Annotated in this window: 19 protein-coding genes; 9 read left to right on the top strand and 10 right to left on the bottom strand. The window is 63.0% G+C overall.

All coding sequences use genetic code 11. From position 1 onward, the window contains the following. Nucleotides 1–3 precede the first annotated feature (3 nt). Genes ASU23_RS07105 through ASU23_RS07090 form a run of 4 tightly spaced genes read right to left on the bottom strand, consistent with a single transcriptional unit; the run spans nt 4 to nt 2,483 of the window. Nucleotides 4–849 (bottom strand): DNA-3-methyladenine glycosylase, encoded by an 846-nt coding sequence (locus ASU23_RS07105; RefSeq protein WP_058037621.1) that lies wholly within the window; start codon nt 847–849, stop codon nt 4–6. After that, on the bottom strand, nt 846–1,445 hold the full coding sequence (locus tag ASU23_RS07100; RefSeq protein WP_007729599.1) for a methylated-DNA--[protein]-cysteine S-methyltransferase: 600 nt from the start codon (nt 1,443–1,445) through the stop codon (nt 846–848). Before ASU23_RS07100 ends, ASU23_RS07105 begins: the two co-directional genes overlap by 4 nt. Further along, on the bottom strand, nt 1,442–1,996 hold the full coding sequence (locus tag ASU23_RS07095) for an RNA polymerase sigma factor (protein ID WP_080961251.1): 555 nt from the start codon (nt 1,994–1,996) through the stop codon (nt 1,442–1,444). The genes ASU23_RS07100 and ASU23_RS07095 overlap by 4 nt, the downstream gene beginning before the upstream one ends. Then, the gene (locus ASU23_RS07090) at nt 1,983–2,483 is read right to left on the bottom strand and encodes a methylated-DNA--[protein]-cysteine S-methyltransferase (protein ID WP_030537222.1); all 501 of its coding nucleotides are present in this window, start codon (nt 2,481–2,483) and stop codon (nt 1,983–1,985) included. The genes ASU23_RS07095 and ASU23_RS07090 overlap by 14 nt, the downstream gene beginning before the upstream one ends. Before the next feature lie 144 nt (nt 2,484–2,627). Between ASU23_RS07090 and ASU23_RS07085 the strand changes: the two genes are divergently transcribed. After that, on the top strand, nt 2,628–3,173 hold the full coding sequence (locus tag ASU23_RS07085) for a hypothetical protein (RefSeq protein WP_007729604.1): 546 nt from the start codon (nt 2,628–2,630) through the stop codon (nt 3,171–3,173). Between the two features lie 4 nt (nt 3,174–3,177). Here the strand turns inward: ASU23_RS07085 and ASU23_RS07080 are convergent, their stop codons facing one another. The 4 genes from ASU23_RS07080 to ASU23_RS07065 all read right to left on the bottom strand — a co-directional run bounded on the left by ASU23_RS07080 (nt 3,178) and on the right by ASU23_RS07065 (nt 7,999). Continuing rightward, entirely contained in the window at nt 3,178–3,915 is a 738-nt protein-coding gene (locus ASU23_RS07080; RefSeq protein ID WP_030537223.1) for an SDR family oxidoreductase, read from the bottom strand. Next, nucleotides 3,912–4,937, bottom strand: a complete 1,026-nt coding sequence (locus ASU23_RS07075; RefSeq protein WP_058037620.1) for a phosphotransferase family protein — start codon at nt 4,935–4,937, stop codon at nt 3,912–3,914. Before ASU23_RS07075 ends, ASU23_RS07080 begins: the two co-directional genes overlap by 4 nt. Beyond that, nucleotides 4,934–6,145: an acyl-CoA dehydrogenase family protein gene (locus ASU23_RS07070; RefSeq protein WP_003940162.1), complete on the bottom strand. Its 1,212-nt coding sequence runs from the start codon at nt 6,143–6,145 to the stop codon at nt 4,934–4,936. The genes ASU23_RS07075 and ASU23_RS07070 overlap by 4 nt, the downstream gene beginning before the upstream one ends. A gap of 75 nt (nt 6,146–6,220) precedes the next feature. After that, nucleotides 6,221–7,999 (bottom strand): ABC transporter ATP-binding protein, encoded by a 1,779-nt coding sequence (locus ASU23_RS07065; RefSeq protein ID WP_007729612.1) that lies wholly within the window; start codon nt 7,997–7,999, stop codon nt 6,221–6,223. 95 nt (nt 8,000–8,094) lie between these two features. Here ASU23_RS07065 and ASU23_RS07060 point away from each other — a divergent pair, with 95 nt between their 5' ends. Beyond that, entirely contained in the window at nt 8,095–8,682 is a 588-nt protein-coding gene (locus tag ASU23_RS07060) for a TetR/AcrR family transcriptional regulator (protein WP_030537226.1), read from the top strand. Here the strand turns inward: ASU23_RS07060 and ASU23_RS07055 are convergent. Beyond that, nucleotides 8,617–10,152: a LuxR family transcriptional regulator gene (locus ASU23_RS07055; protein WP_058037619.1), complete on the bottom strand. Its 1,536-nt coding sequence runs from the start codon at nt 10,150–10,152 to the stop codon at nt 8,617–8,619. The genes ASU23_RS07060 and ASU23_RS07055 overlap by 66 nt on opposite strands. Nucleotides 10,153–10,323: 171 nt before the next feature. On the opposite strand from ASU23_RS07055, the gene ASU23_RS07050 reads away from it, so the two are divergent. The 6 genes from ASU23_RS07050 to ASU23_RS07025 all read left to right on the top strand — a co-directional run bounded on the left by ASU23_RS07050 (nt 10,324) and on the right by ASU23_RS07025 (nt 13,787). Then, complete coding sequence (locus tag ASU23_RS07050) at nt 10,324–10,698, top strand: PLDc N-terminal domain-containing protein (protein WP_058037618.1); 375 nt, start codon at nt 10,324–10,326, stop codon at nt 10,696–10,698. Next, the gene (locus ASU23_RS07045; RefSeq protein ID WP_058037617.1) at nt 10,695–11,132 is read left to right on the top strand and encodes a DUF6325 family protein; all 438 of its coding nucleotides are present in this window, start codon (nt 10,695–10,697) and stop codon (nt 11,130–11,132) included. Before ASU23_RS07050 ends, ASU23_RS07045 begins: the two co-directional genes overlap by 4 nt. A 1-nt stretch (nt 11,133) precedes the next feature. Then, nucleotides 11,134–11,442 (top strand): SHOCT domain-containing protein, encoded by a 309-nt coding sequence (locus ASU23_RS07040; protein WP_058037616.1) that lies wholly within the window; start codon nt 11,134–11,136, stop codon nt 11,440–11,442. A gap of 66 nt (nt 11,443–11,508) precedes the next feature. Continuing rightward, nucleotides 11,509–12,486 carry a DUF1214 domain-containing protein gene (locus ASU23_RS07035; RefSeq protein WP_030537231.1) on the top strand — a complete coding sequence of 326 codons (978 nt, stop codon included), beginning with the start codon at nt 11,509–11,511 and terminating at the stop codon, nt 12,484–12,486. A gap of 27 nt (nt 12,487–12,513) precedes the next feature. Further along, entirely contained in the window at nt 12,514–12,927 is a 414-nt protein-coding gene (locus tag ASU23_RS07030) for a phage holin family protein (protein ID WP_058037615.1), read from the top strand. Nucleotides 12,928–12,965: 38 nt separating this feature from the next. Beyond that, nucleotides 12,966–13,787 (top strand): tyrosine-protein phosphatase, encoded by an 822-nt coding sequence (locus ASU23_RS07025; RefSeq protein ID WP_242692582.1) that lies wholly within the window; start codon nt 12,966–12,968, stop codon nt 13,785–13,787. Here ASU23_RS07025 and ASU23_RS07020 read toward each other — a convergent pair. Next, nucleotides 13,774–14,751 (bottom strand): DMT family transporter, encoded by a 978-nt coding sequence (locus ASU23_RS07020; protein ID WP_253741243.1) that lies wholly within the window; start codon nt 14,749–14,751, stop codon nt 13,774–13,776. The two genes, ASU23_RS07025 and ASU23_RS07020, sit on opposite strands and share 14 nt — an antisense overlap. A gap of 34 nt (nt 14,752–14,785) precedes the next feature. Here ASU23_RS07020 and ASU23_RS07015 point away from each other — a divergent pair, with 34 nt between their 5' ends. Further along, nucleotides 14,786–15,364, top strand: coding sequence for a TetR/AcrR family transcriptional regulator (locus tag ASU23_RS07015; RefSeq protein WP_058037613.1), 579 nt, complete (start codon nt 14,786–14,788; stop codon nt 15,362–15,364). The last annotated feature ends 61 nt before the right edge of the window (nt 15,365–15,425 follow it).

Raw genomic sequence — 15,425 nt, 5'->3', positions numbered from 1 at the left:
CGACTACAGAAACGCTTCCTTTGTCCACAGATGAAAGAGTGCGTACGCTCGCCAGGGTCGCCAGCGCTCGGACAACGCTGCGGCTTCTTTGCCCGACGAAACCCCCAACGCTCGCTTCAACACCAGATCGTCGGGTACGAATGCGTCGCGATCACCGAGAATTCGAACAGTGAGATAGTCAGCGGTCCACGGTCCGATTCCCTTTAGCGTCAACAGCTCTCGCCGAAATTGGACAGGATCCGCATTCCAGGAGAGATCGAGGCCGTTCGCTGCCGCAGTTGCCAGCGTGTGCACTGTCCTTGCGCGCGCTGTGGTCAATCCGACGGCTTTCTGTATGCCCTCGGTTGATTGCGCTGCAACCACGTCCGGATCAGGGAAGGCAAGAAAATCCCCTTGCACCGGTACCCCGAATGCGCTGACAAAACGACCACCGAACGTCCTCGCTGCGGCGAGCGAAACCTGTTGCCCCAGAACGGTGAGCACTGCGGTCTCGAAACCGTCCACCGAGCCGAGCACCCGCAATCCTGGACGGGCGGCAACGAGTGGGGCCAACAACTCATCGCTACCGAACGCCGCTTCGACAGCAGTGTGATCGGCGTCGAGGTCGAGCCAACGGCGCACGATCACCTCCAGCACTGCGGAATCCGTTACCGGCACATCGGAATCCACGACGACACCGTCGTCGGTCCACGACACCGACACGACAACGGGTCCGGAAGGCAACGGTACGACTCTGGTGTGAACACCGTCGTCGTGACGCTCGAGGCCTGCGACGCAGTGAGCCCGCAGGGCACCGGTGAGCGGTTCGACTGCATAGGGCGCCTGAAAGCGCAGCGTCACTGCGCTCACCGGCCGGCTTCCAGATCCAGCAGAATCGCTTTCAGTTCGGGGCCACCCGCGTACTGCCCGAGGCTGCCGTCGCTGCGCACCACCCGGTGACACGGGACCACCAACGGCAGCGGGTTCTTTGCACATGCGGTCCCTACGGCACGCACCGCACGTGGGCTTCCCGACGCTGCCGCGACCACCGAATAGCTTGCAGTGTGGCCGTATTCGATCTCGGGAAGATGACGCAACACTTCGCGTCGAAACCCTTTCGCGAGTTGGAAATCCAAGCGCAGATCGAATTCTCGACGCGCACCGGCAAAGTACTCGTCCAACTCGCGAGCGACAGTGTCCAGCCTGCGCGGGTAATGAAGCACACGAGGGCTGACGGTGTCCGCCAATCGTTCCAGAACGAGGTCGTGCCCTTCGACGGCAAAGGCAACCCGCACCAGGCCGACATCAGTTGCCGCCAGCAGCAGCTTTCCGACCGGCGAATCGACGGTTCGATATGCCACGTCGATCAATTCGGCTTCGGACGCCTGCGCAGCCAGGCGCGCCCGTAGGCGGATCATGGCGTCGGCGTCAACGGCTGGAAGTGCCTCGAACACATCGTTACTCATGAGTGACTCCCTTCCGCAGCGGTAGCGGACAAGTAGGTTCTTCGTAGGGTGGCGATACCGTCGGCACCCGCGCGTCTGGCGGCTGCCGGCGTGTTGCCGAGGATGTCCGCGATCTCTGCGTACGGCAGCCCACCCAGAAAGTGATAGGCGACCGCCGCACGTTGTTTGAGTGGTAGTTGTTCGAGTGCGTCCCAGAGTTCGTGATCCCACGTGCCCGGCACGCCGATTCGCGTCGGCAACTCCGGAACGTCGTCTGTCGGCACGGCCACGCGGGCACGCACTCGGGTGATGTCGATCGCCTTGCGGTGCGCGATGGTGACCAGCCAGGCTTCGATGTTCGCGTCCGGGTTCAGATCCGGGTATGCCCGCATCGCCGCGATGAACGTCTCGGACCACGCGTCCTCGGCGTCGACGGGCCCGACCACCGCGCGGCAGACACGGAGGACCACTGCACCGTATTCGGTCACGACGTCTTCGAACGGTTTGAGTGTCACGACCGGTAGACGTTCCCGATCACCGAATTGTGAGCCGAGCGCATCAGAAGAGGACATCCGATTCGCCGCCGTGCTCGCGGTCGAGCAGGAACCGCTTACGTTCGAGGCCGCCGGCGAAACCGGTCAGACTTCCGTCGCTACCGACCACGCGATGACAGGGAACGATGATGCTGATCGGATTCTTGCCGTTTGCCGCGGCGGCAGCACGGATCGCAAGCGGGTTACCCAAAGTTTGCGCGAGCTCCATGTAGGTCCAGGTTTCGCCGTACGGGATCGTTCGCAAGGTGTCCCACACCCGCTTCTGGAACTCGGTGCCCACGGGCGCCAGCGGAACGGAGAACTCCGTGCGATCACCCTCGAAGTACTCGGTGAGCTGCGATTCGACTTCACCGAAGACCGCCGCGGAACGATCACCGAACGTGGACTCGTCCGGCTTGTGGCGATGCTCCGCCATGTACAGCCCGCAGAGGTCGTCACCTGCTGCTACCAGCGTCAACTCCCCGATCGGCGAGTCGATCACGGTGTGCGTACGGATAGCCGTCATGTCTCGATCCTTCCAGGTTGCGCGGTGCAGCAGGCAGCGAGTGAATTGATTGTCCGCGCCGGCACCGACACCTCGAAGACGCCGCTGGCCTCGTGAATGTGAGATTTACCTGTACTTTGACGTCACATCAGGCAGTATCGAGGGATGGCTCTAGTTTTGCCCGGCAGCTCCACCGTCGTCCGCTCCGTCGGCGACGTGGTGCACTGGTCCCTGTCCACGGTCGCTTTTGCGGTCACCCTGCCCACTCGACTCGAGGCGCTCCTCTTCTCGGTCGAGAGGTTGGTGGCACGCATCAACCAGATCGCCGACAACGCCGACCGCGTCGTCATCGGAGCCGCCGCCGTGACCGTTCGCGCTGAGACACTGGTCGAGGCCGTCGAGCAGACCTCGGACATCGCGGGACAACTCCTCGAGATCTACGAGCCCATCGCCCTACAGCTCGCGCCGCTGGCTGCCAGGTTCGCCGACGACCTTTCCGAGGCAGAGGTCAGCGCCGCGATCAAGCTGATCGACCAACTACCGGAGCTCACCGACCGGGTGGCCGCGGTGCTGCCCATCCTCGGAACCTTGGACTCCGTCTCGCCCGAGATCCACGAACTCCTCGGAGTGGTCAAGGACCTGCGGCAGGCGATCGTCGGGGTGCCCGGCTTTCACTTCTTTCGCAAGCGGGGCGAAGCCAAGCTGGATTGAAATTTCAGGCGGAGTAGCCGTTGGTCCCGGCCCGCGCCATGACGACCTTCGGAACGACCGCTCGAGACGAGAGCTTGAGCAGACCGTCCACCAACTCCACGATGTCGTCGACCTTGATCATGGTGTCCGGTGTGATCCGATCGTGTGTCCATGCCGACATGTCGGTGTCGACGTAACCGGGAGCGATGGCCGTCGCACTGACGCCGTTTCCGGATTCCTCGGCGTTGAGTGCCTCGACCATCGAAATCAGCGCAGCTTTGGTGGCTCCGTAGACGGCCAGGCCGCTCTCGGCATACACACCGGCCATCGAGGCGAGAGCGATCACCTTCGCTCCGCCGGCAAGGTCCGCGTCCGCCGCTGTACGCAGGAGCGGCAGCGACGCTTGCAATAGTGCAAACGGTGTTCGGAGATTGACGGCAACGGTCTTGTCGAAACGTCGCATCGGGTAATCCGCTACTCGCCCACTGGTTCCCACTCCGGCGTTGAGGACGAGAGCCCTCATGGAGCCGAATCGCTCATTGTGTGTGGCGACGAGTGCTGCGGCGAAGTTCTCGTCCGCCATGTCGCCGGCCGAGACGACGACGTCCGGCGATCCGGCGCGCGTAAGTTCTTCGGCGACAACGGCGAGCCGCTCGGTATCACGCGCTGTGATGGTCAGCCCGTACCCTTGCGAAGCCAAGCGTGTTGCGATGCCGAGCCCGATTCCCTTGGAGGCGCCGGTGACCAGTGCTGATCGAGTCATTCGAATTTCCCTTGCAGTGCGTTGAGTCCGGCCGAGATCAGTTCCGGCACAGAAGATCCAGCCTTGTCGAATCCCCCGCCGACGGTGGCTCCTGCTCGGAATCGGTGATCGATGCCCTGCGCCACGACGGCGAGTTTGAAGAACCCGAGCGCCGTGTAGAAGTTCCAATGCGCCAGTTCACGACCCGAAACGGACGAATACCGTTGCGCCAGATCGACAACGGACGGTAGCGACGGGCTCGTCCACGCAGCAGGCTCACCCAGAACCAGATCCAGCGCGGGATGCCGATAGACGCACATCATCGCGATGTCCGCCAGCGGATCGCCCAGCGTCGACAGTTCCCAGTCCACCACTGCGGCAACCTTGGTGACGTCGTTCGCCGCGAGAATCGTGTTGTCGATCCGGTAGTCGCCGTGCACGATCGACGAGGCTGATTCCGCCGGAATCAATTCCGCGAGGCTCGACGCCAACCTGTCCACATCGGCCGAGTCCTCGGTCTTGACGCGTGACCATTGACCGGCCCACAACTTCACCTGGCGGGCTACGTAACCGTCGGGTCTGCCGAGTTCGCCGAGACCCACTGCGGTGTAGTCGACGTCGTGCAGTGCAGCGAGAACACGCACCAACTCGTCGGTGCACTGCGTGACCTGCGCTGCCGGAACAGCTTCCAACTCGGTTTTGGTTCGGATCACTTGACCGGTGACGAACTCGACCACCGTGAACGACGCACCCATCACCGAGGCGTCCTCGCACAGCACGACGGTCGGCGCGACCGGCACGGCGGTGTTCTGCAACGCCGAGGTGATTCGGAACTCGCGCGCAACATCGTGCGCCGACGGCGTGAGGCCGGCCGTGGGTGGACGACGGAGAATCCACTTCGAGTTGTCGTCGAAGATTCCGTAGGTGAGATTGGATTTGCCGCCTGAAATCAGTTCGGCTCGCAACTCTCCGCTCACCTCGACGCCAGCGGCTTGCAGATACTTGTGGAGCGCCGCGAGATCGAGTCCTGGAAAGTCCGTCACTTCGACTCCTCCCGAGCAGCGCGCTTCGCAGCTCCGACAACACGTTTCGCAATTGCCCAGCGATGAACCTCGGACGGGCCGTCGTAGACGCGGAAGGGACGCACTTCGCGGGACAAGCGTGCCAGCGGCAGATCGCCGGACACGCCCATTCCGCCACACATCTGAATGGAGCGGTCCACGATCCGGAAGATCGCCTCGGCAGCGTAAGTCTTGGCGATGGACGTCGCGTTGCTCGCGTGCCCGCCCTGATCGAGTTCGAAGCAGGCCTGCACCAGAAGTGCGCGGCTGGCTGCGATGTCGATCTCGTTGTCGGCGACCATCTTCTGGATCATTCCGAGATCACCGAGTTTCGAGCCGAAGCCTTCTCGTTCGGCAACTCTGGCCACGGCGACGTCGTGGCCGCGGCGCGCTGCACCGAGCCAGCGCATCACGTGCGTCATGCGGGCGGGACCGAGGCGAACCTGCGCGTAGGCGAAACCTTGATCGACCTCACCGAGAACGGCCTCGTCGGGTACGAAGAGATCCTCGAACGTGACCTCGCAGTGCCCACCGATCATGGCCTTGTCGAGGGTGTCGATGTGTCGACCCACTACCAGGCCGGGAGTGTCCGTCGGCGCCAGGAACATGGTCGCTCCGCCGCGCTGCCCGGGCTCACCGGACGTGCGCGCCATGATGATGAAGAACCCGGCGCCGTCGGCGCCGGTGATGAACCATTTCTTACCGTTGATCTTCCAGCCACCGGGGACTTTTTCGGCGCGGGTGTTCAAAGCCGAGGGATCGGAACCCGCTCCCGGCGCGGGTTCGGTCATGGCGAATGCCGACCGCATGTCCCCGCTTGCGAGCGGCGCGAGGAACTGCTGCTTCTGTGCTTCGTTCGCCACGTGGGCCAGCATGTGAACGTTGCCCTCGTCCGGCGCCGCGATGTTGAGCGCCGTCGGCCCGAATAGCGAGTAGCCGGCTTCCTCGAAGACCGGCGCGCGATCACTCATGTTGAGTCCGTGTCCGCCGTACTCGATCGGCGCATGCGGGGCGAAGACACCGGCTTCTTTTGCTGCCGACTGCATCTCGATGCGGATTGCATCGCCACCCGCTACAGCGATGTCACCGGCGTGTTCGTCTTCGATGGGGAGCACTACGTTGCGCGTGAAGTCGCGCGTCTTCTCGATCAGCGCCACCACCTCGGGCGCGTACGTCAGATCGATTGCCACCAGCCACCTCCGAAAGAACATCCCGACCGAGCGATCGCTCGGTATCAGCACTCTCGCACACGCCGACGCGTCGGGTCAACAATCCTCGAGCATTGCCTCGCCCTGATCGAGCCGGCCGGCAACCACCATGTCGCGGTACAGATCGTCCTTGTCCATGAGCTCGTCATGGTTGCCGATGTTGCGGATCCGACCGTCTTCCATGACCACGATCCAGTCGGCGTCACGCACCGTCGAGAGCCGGTGAGCGATAGTCACCACGGCCCCGGTGCGCGCACGTTCGTTGATCGCGTCGACAATCGCGGCTTCGGTGAGCGTGTCGACCTGGGCAGTGGCTTCGTCGAGCAGAAGCAAAGCACTCGGCCGCAGAACTGCGCGCGCCATCGCGATCCGCTGACGTTGGCCGCCCGACAGCGAAGTGGCCGTCAGAGCGGTGTCGAGTCCGTTGGGCAGGGCCTCGATCGCGTCGTCGAGCCGGAGCAAGCGCAGAACGGCCTGGACTTCTTCGTCCGTCGCATCGGGATGGCTGAAGACGACGTTCTCCCGAATCGTTCCGGGCACCACCGGTGTCTCCTGCTCCACGTATGCGAGACTCTCGCGCACAGCGCGGTGATCGAGCGCGTCGTAACCGACTCCATGCAGGAGAACCTCACCCGATCGCGGTTCGACAAATCGCAGCACGGTCGAGAGCAAGGTCGTCTTTCCTGCACCCGACGGGCCGACGATGGCCATGTGCCCACGCGTCGGAATGACCAGCGAGACATCGCGCAACGCCGGCTGGTTCGATCCGTGGTAGCTCACGGTGACGTCGCGCAACTCGATCAGCGGCGCGGCAGCGTTGGTTTTCGCGACCACGTCCACGACCTCGTCGTACTGCTCGGTGGGCAACGACTGCATCTCGCGAATCCGGATAGCTGCCGCGATTCCCGACTGAACGGAGGTCACGTTCTGCGCAAGCTCCGACACCGGCCCCATCAGGGTGAAGGCGTAGAGCAGAAACGCGATGAGCGTCGAGACTGCCATTTCGCCGTCGGCGACTCGCCAGGCACCAAAGCCGAGGATGGCAATGATCGATCCTTGAATGGCGGTCCACGCGACAGTCCACGCGGTTGCCGACACTCGAACTGCCGTGATCGCATGCTTTTTCGCATCGGACGCATTGTTCGTCACCAGAGCCCCGACGCGATCCTCGGCGAGGGAAACCTTGACCGTCCGGATCGCACGCAAGCCACCCTCGAGAACGCCGCCGAGCTGACCGAGCGATTCCTGGGTTCGCGCTTCCGCTGCGGAAATCCGAGGCATCAGAACCGCAAAGAGTATGGAGGCGAACACGATTGCCACCATGGTGACGCCCAACAACGGCAGATCCAGTACGCCCATCAGAACAATCGTTCCGATGGTCAACGCGGCTGCGTTCAGAATATTCACCGCGGCCGACGACGCAGCCTCCCGCAGCAGCAAGGTGTCAGACGTGACCCGGGTGACCAATTCACCCACGGATCGCGATTGCAGCGAAGGTACGGTCGCCGCCAGGAATCGCTTCACCAGCGACGACCTGGCGTCGAAGACAACCTTCTCGGCGGCGGTTCCGAGAACGATCCACTGAGCACAACCGAGCACGGCACCGACGATCAGAAGGACGACGAGCGTGAGGATAGGTCCTTTCAGCGACGCACCGGTATCGAGGGTGTCGAGAACCCACTTGGTGACCATCGGCGTTGCCAGCGTCGCCGCCGAGCCGCACAGCGCCAGTACCAATCCGAGAAGGAGCGACGGCAGATGCGGTCGAGCGAACTCCGAGAGGACGCGGAGATTGCTCCATTTCGGTGCGGGCTGAGAAGCGTCGGATTCAAGCATGAATTTATGGAACACGAATGTTCCATAAAGGGCAAGAGAAATTCCGATTCGGAAACACTGGATACCGAAACCGGACACGGCTACGCTTCGGATTCGTGACAACGATCCACAGTGCACCAGAACAAAGCGCGACCCGCGAGCGCACACGGAAGGCCATCCTCGATGCTGCCGTTTCGGTGTTCGCATCCAAGCCTGCTGCGACCCTCAGCGAGATCGCTTCGGCCGCAAAGGTCGGCCGGACCACTTTGCACCGCTACTTTCCCGAACGGTCAGACCTGGTCGACGCAGTCGCGGCCGAGGCCACCCGCGCCGTCGGAGAGGCAGCAGCAGCAGCTCGACTCGGCGAGGGTACCGGAGCCGAAGCGCTGGTTCGCCTGTGCCATGAATACTTCGAACTGGCCGACCTCTTGACGGTCCTGTTCTTCACTCCCGGTGTGTATCAGGAAGATTCGTTTGCCGAGTCCGCGTCGAACGACGACTCAGTCACCGATGCCATCGAGCGCGGACACTCCGACGGTTCCATCGACCCCGACATGGGTTCGGACTGGGTGCAGAACCTGCTGTGGTCACTGCTCTACACGTCGATGGACTACGTGAACCGTGGTTCCGGGACGCGCCTACAAGCCTTGGACCTGACGGTTCGCAGCCTCCGCCGCGGAATCGCCCCCGATCCCGCGGTCTAGGTTGTCGGCTGCTTGAACAGCGGCACGCCGTTTGGTCACGCCTAGTTTGCGGTAGATCGAGCGAATGTGAGTCTTCACAGTGGGATAGGCGATGCCGAGGTGCGCAGCGATCTCGTCTGCAGTCATCGTAGTTCGCAGAAAAGTGAGGATCTCTTTCTCACGTTCCGTCAGGACTCCGGCGAGTTTGGCAGAGAGCTGGCCCCGTTTTTCCAGAATCGTGCGCAGGAGCTCCTGGTGTCTCGACCCCTGTGTTGCGTGCGCGTTCAACAGATCGACGATTACCGGATCGCCGCTCAGAAATGGGGCGAGAATCCGCTCGGGGATTGCTTCCGCCAGCGCACGATCCAACTGCTCGTGCGCCTGCGGTCCACGCCCGGCGACGGAGCTCAGGGCGGCAGACGTGACAAGGGTGCTCACCAGCGCATATCGCGGCAGCGCGGCCGAGGTTGCCAAGCGAAGCGCTTGAGCCGACGGGCCCGGATCCCCCATGACTCGGTAGAGCTCCGCGAGAAGCGCGTGAGCGACCGCAGCACCTGTTCTGGTCAGCGTGGGCATTGCGATGCGGCGAGCTTGCTCGTCCTGTCCTTGAGCGTGGGCGAGCCAGGCCGTGGTGACGCGCCGCAGCGTATCCCAAGGAATGCCGTGCTTGTCCGCAGTGCTCACGCCTCGCAGCAGACGAGCGGCGTTGTGGTACCGGTCTTCCCGGTTCAGAGCGATCAGGCTCATTACCAGGTACAGACGGGCGAGCGCCTCGAAGTTGGTTCCGGGACTGCCCTCCTCGATGATCGAGTCGAACTGAGCGATCGCCTCGTCGAAGTCACCACGCCAGTAGGCGATGCACCCTCGATTCGACTGTGGGAGACCGCCTTCGAAGCGTTCCCAGTCGGACGCCACCTCTCGAGCAGGAAGGCCGTCGAGGATCTGTTCGGCTTCGGTGAATATCCCTGCGTGGGTGAGTGCGAAAGCCAAATTGGATTGTGCGAGACGCAACGTCTCCGTACGCGACTGCAACTGCGCCTCGTCGCCGGCCGAGCGAAGTAGCGCGATGGCACGAGGAAGGTCACGACGAAGCCTGACCTCGGTCCATCCGAGGAGGAAAAGCGCGGACGGGTAATCGTCCTCGGGCTCGCACTGGGCGAGCGCGTGACGCGCGCGATCGGCGATGACGGCCTTGGTCGAGGTGTCCGGAGCGAGCAGCAGGTCGGTGAAGCAGACGACAAAATCGTCGGACGCCACCCGCAGACCCTGCCCGCGGAGAAACTCAGCGCCGTACGGATCACCGCTGAGATCGCGGCAGCACGCCCGTATCAGCAGGATGTGCGGATCGTGGGGATCGGGATGAGCAAGGCAGAGCTGCTCGAGTTCCCTGGTGTGAGATTCGAGAATCAAACGAAGCCAGTTTTTCCGCAGGACTCGTCGAGCCTGCTCCGCCTCACCAGAGGCGAGTGCGTCACGCACGGCTTCGATCATGTGTCGAAGATACTCGAGACGTTCGATGTCCGTGAAAATCCGGTCTCATCCGCTTCGGATGAGACCGCGATCGAAGCCCCCCGATACCGGTGAGAATTGCCGGAATCAACCGAAATGCGTGAGTCAGCGGAATACCGTGTGCGCAGGCCTGACACGAAACGGATAAGACACATGAGCTTCTGGGAAAGCCTCGGCTGGATGCTGTGGGCGACCGTCTTCATCGGATATCTCTTCGCGCTGTTCGCGATCATCGCCGACCTGTTCCGCGACCACAAGCTGAACGGCTGGTTGAAGGCCGTTTGGGTGTTCTTCCTGCTCTTCCTGCCCATCCTCACCGCGCTCGTCTATCTCGTCGCCCGCGGCGAAGGGATGACGGAACGCAGCAACAAAGCCGCGCGCGACGCCGAGAATGCCGCCGAATCGTATATCCGCCAGATCGCAGGAAAAAGTCCCAGCGAGGAAATCGCCACAGCTGCAGCACTCCTCGAAGCCGGATCGATCAGCGAGGACGAGTTTGCCGCGCTCAAGCTGAAGGTGCTCTCGTGAGTGCCGCGCGTTTCGGCCCCGTCGACTTCTACCTTCTCGGCCTGCCTGGACAGAGCCTCGACCCGGCCGCACTCTCCGCGCTGACCGACCTCACCGACACCGGCCTGGTACGACTACTCGACCTGATCGTCATCTCCAAGTCCGAGGACGGTGAACTCGTCCTCGTCGAGGTCGAGGAGTTGCCGAACGGCTTCGAGATCAACGTCGAGATGCTCGGCGCGTCCGGTCTGCTCGGGCATGAGGACATCACCGAACTCGCGGCAGCCATTCCCACCGGTGCCACAGCGCTGCTGGTCGCGCTCGAGCTGGTCTATCAGCGCGAACTCGCCGCCCGCACCGCTGCGTCAGGCGCGGTGCTACTGGGTTACGAGCGGATACCCGCACCCGTCGTCAATGCCCTCATGGACACGATCATCCCGAAATTGGAGGTCTGACATGCCGTACATCCCGAGACGAGGCCGCCCCGGACTACTGGGCCTCGCCGCCCGCACCGCGGTCGTCACCGGTACTGCGACCGCCGTCAGCGACGGTATGGCCACCCGCCGGCAAAGGAGAGCTCAGACCGACTACGAGCAGGCGCAGTACGAATTCGCCCAGCAGCATGCCGCACTCCCGATGCCCACACCCGCACCCGCGGCCCCGGTCGATCTCGTCGCCGAGTTGCAGAAACTCGGCGACCTCAAATCACAAGGCCTGCTGAGTGAGGCCGAGTTCCAAGCCGCCAAAGCGCGACTGCTCGGCTGATTCACCCCGACAGAGGCGAGGGATTCCCGCGCCCGCTTCCGTACCCGACACCGAATGGAACCCGCTATGTCCACGATCGCCGTCAACGTCCTGAACTTCAATCGGGCAGAATCCGATCTCATGTTCGCTCGCCTGGCCGCGGGCGTCGGCCTGGGCACGTGGAACCACACTCGTGATCTCGGGTCACTCGACAACCAGCCGATCATCCGCCAGAACCGCGACACTCTGTACAGCAGCGCGATCATCGACGTGCGCGAGAACGTCACGATCACGGTGCCCGATACCGGCAAGCGCTACATCTCCGTGTGGGTGGTCAGTCAAGATCATTACGGTCCCGTCATCCTGCGCGACCCGGGAGAGCACCTGCTCACGCGTGAATTGGTCGGGACCGACTACGCCGCACTGATCGTGCGCATCCTCGTCGATCCGAACAGCCCCGAAGACGTCGCCGAGGTGAACCGGTTGCAAGACGCCCTCAACATCGACGGCGGCGGAACGGGAGAGTTCCCGTTGCCCGACTACGACGAGCAATCGCAGACCGAGACCCGCGACGCACTCCTCGCACTCGCGCGTGGCATCACCACGTACGACCATTCATTCGGTACCGCTGCGGAAGTCGATCCGATCAGGCACCTGCTCGGTACCGCATCCGGCTGGGGTGGCCTTCCCGAGTACGAGGCCACCTACGTCAACTTCGACGAACGTCTCCCGGTCGGGGAATACCGTCTCCGCCTGAACGATGTTCCCGTGGATGCGTTCTGGTCGGTCTCGCTGTACAACGCGGCCGGATACTTCGAAGAGAACGCTCTGGGCGTCAACAGCATCAACAGCCTCACGGCCACCCCAGACTCCGACGGCAGCACCACCATTCGCTTCGGGGTCCATCTCGACGGCGTCGCGAACGCACTGCCCATCATGCCCGGGTGGAACTACGTACTGCGCCTGTACCGCCCCCGTCCCTCCGTGCTCGACGGCACCTGGACGGCGCCTCGTCCCGAAGCCCTGCAGCAAAGCGTTCCCCACGCACACACCACTCTCGGGTGACTCGACCTGATCACGGAGGTACAAGCCATGCGTCTGTTATTTCAGCTCGTTTCGCAATGTGTTCTCGGCGCGATCGCGCTGATCGTCGTGCATTTTGCTCTTCCCGGGGTCAGCCTGAGCGTGAACGGCTTCTTGGCCGCTATCGGTGTATTAACCCTCGCACACATGATCCTCGGCCCATTCGTGCTCAGCGTGGCACTGCACTACGCGGCTCCGCTCGCGGGTGGTGTCGGCTTGGTCGCCACACTGCTCGCGCTCTGGGTTGCGACCCTGGTCCCCGACGGTATCGAGATCAGCGGCGTCGGGTCCTGGATCCTCGCCCCGATCATCGTGTGGGTGATCACGGCATTGGGCGGGTGGATCTTCATGGCTCTCGTCATCGACAAGTGGATCAAGAGACGCAATGCCGAAAAGCTCGTGCGCAGTGTGCAGAAGGCATGAATGATCAGTTCGGAAACGGAACCCACAAGGAGTCAGCCATGCCAACTCACCCGCTCGATCGCCGCGTTCTCCTGAAGACCGCTCCGAACTTCCGGGACCTCGGTGGCATTCCTGTTGCGGCCGGCACCGTCCGCGCGGGCGCGCTCTATCGTTCGGCGACTCTGGCGAAACTCGACGGCGACGACCTTGCCGCGGTCGCCGACTTGGACGTCCGGACGGTATACGACCTGAGGACCGCCGCCGAGCGCGACGGCGCACTCGACAATCTCCCTGACTCGACGCGCACAGTCTGGCTCGACGTACTTGCCGACAATGCCCAAAACGCCGCGGCCACTGGACTACTCATGACGGACCCGGTCGCATACGCCGAGACCATCAGCGATGGACGTGGGATCGCACAGATGGAGGAAGCCAACCGCAACTTCGTCAGCCTGCCGTCCGCTCTCGACGCCTATCGCACGTTCTACCTCGACCTCATCGACGAAAAACGCACCGGGGCAGCACTTTTCCACTGCACCACCGGCAAGGATCGAACCGGGTGGGCCGCGACCTCTTTCCTACTCCTCCTCGGGGCCGACGAAGCCGATGTACGCGCCGACTACCTGGAGACGAACACCGATCTGGCCCCCATGACAGAACCGATCCTCGACTTCGCCGCGAGCAAAGGCGTTGACGCAGAAGTGCTACGACCCCTCCTCGGAGTCCGTGACAGCTATTTCGACGCAGCTCTCGACGAAATGCGCACGCACTTCGGCACCGTCGAGGACTACGCAATCAACGGACTGAAGCTCACCGCAGAGCAACTCACCGCGCTCCGCGAGCGGTTCACATCCCGATCGGCCTTCATCAGCGCGACGTGATCGAAGCTCTCGGCGGGCAGGAATCCGTGCCCTCGTCCTGCTTCTTCGGGCGATTGCCCACCCGGGTGACCACGACGACGGCGACGATGCCCACCGCCAAGCCGAGCGCGGTGAACGGAGTGAAGGATTCTCCGAACATCAGTGCACCCCAGACCGCGGTGACGGGGGCGATCAAGAACATCAGGGTGTTGACGGACGTAATGCCGATGCGGCGGAGCAACAGCCAGTACAGCCCGTAACCACCGAAGGTGGACAACACGATCAACCAGAGCAACGCGATCCAGAATGTGCTGACACTCGGCGGTACGGCAGCATCCGAGACGATCGCCAGAGTTGTGAAAACTATTGCGCTGGTTGAGCAGTGGATGACCAAAGCCTGCAGTGGCGGTGTGGACGTGGGAGCGCGTTGCTGGACGAAGGTGGATGCAACCAGGCTGAGCATCCCCAGGAACGGAATCGCGTACGCCCACCACTGCGCCGATGTGCCGGCCCCGGCATCGGCTGCCGTGACCATCACGACGCCGCCCATTCCGATGGCCAACCCGATCCACTGCATACGCGGGACTGCGACACCGAGGACCGGACCGAGCAGTGCGGCAGCCACCAGCGGCTGAATACCGTCGATCAGCGCTGTGGTTCCGGTGTTCACGCCGAGATCGACTGCCCAGTACACCGACAACAGGTAGCCACTCTGGGAGAGCATCCCGATCACCACCTGCCTGCCGAGAGCCCGTGGTGTCGGCATCGTGTTCTGGCGCCGGGCGGAGAACCAGACAATCGGGAGCAGTACCACCGCGAGCGGGAGAAAACGCCACATCAGCAGCGTGGGGACCCCGGCACTGCCGGCGCCTAGTTTGGCTCCGATGAATCCCGAACTCCAGCACGCGACGAACAGGACCGACAAGGTAGCCGTCACGGCAGATCTCGAGGTCACGATCCGAGGTATACCGATCTGTTTACTCATGAGCCCGACTATACAGATCGGTATACTTTTGTCCATGGCAGAGGAATCCACACCCGAATTGACTCCGAAAGCGCGTCGCATTCTGGAGTCTGCGTCGAAGCTGTTCTACGAAAAGGGGGTTCATGCCGTAGGCGTGGATACCGTCGCACTGGACGCCGGCGTCACGAAGAAGACTTTGTACGAACGGTTCGGCTCGAAAGACGGTCTCGTCGTTGAATACCTGAGGGCTCGAGATCGGCGGTGGCGAATCTTTCGCGACGAGAAGCTCGCATCAGCCGGAGCTAGCCGCGCCGAACAGTTGAGTGCGGTATTCGACGCTTCCGCCTCCTGGTCCAAGGCGAGCGGAGGCAAAGGGTGCAGCATGATCAACGCGCACGCCGAGTTCAGCGATCACTCACATCCGGTGTTCGCTGTCATCGCCGAACAAAAGCGGGAGATGTCAGACCTTTTCCGGCGCGTTCTGGCGACGGACGGACTAGCCGACGAACGTCTCGTCGAGGCAATCATGCTGCTTCACGAAGGTGCCCTCGTCGCAGACGGGATCGGTATCGGCACCGACCCCTTCGGCGCCGGCCGGGACGCGGCGCTCGAATTGCTCAAAAATTCAGACTGATTCGCGCAGTTGCCCCCACAGTCACTCCCCCACCCGCTTCGCCCCCACAGTCACTCCCCCA

Origin of the sequence: Rhodococcus sp. KB6, assembly GCF_001445685.1 — a bacterium.
In the GTDB taxonomy this organism is placed as follows: Bacteria; Actinomycetota; Actinomycetes; order Mycobacteriales; family Mycobacteriaceae; genus Rhodococcus_F; species Rhodococcus_F qingshengii.
This window is presented reverse-complemented; position numbering and strand designations above follow the sequence as displayed.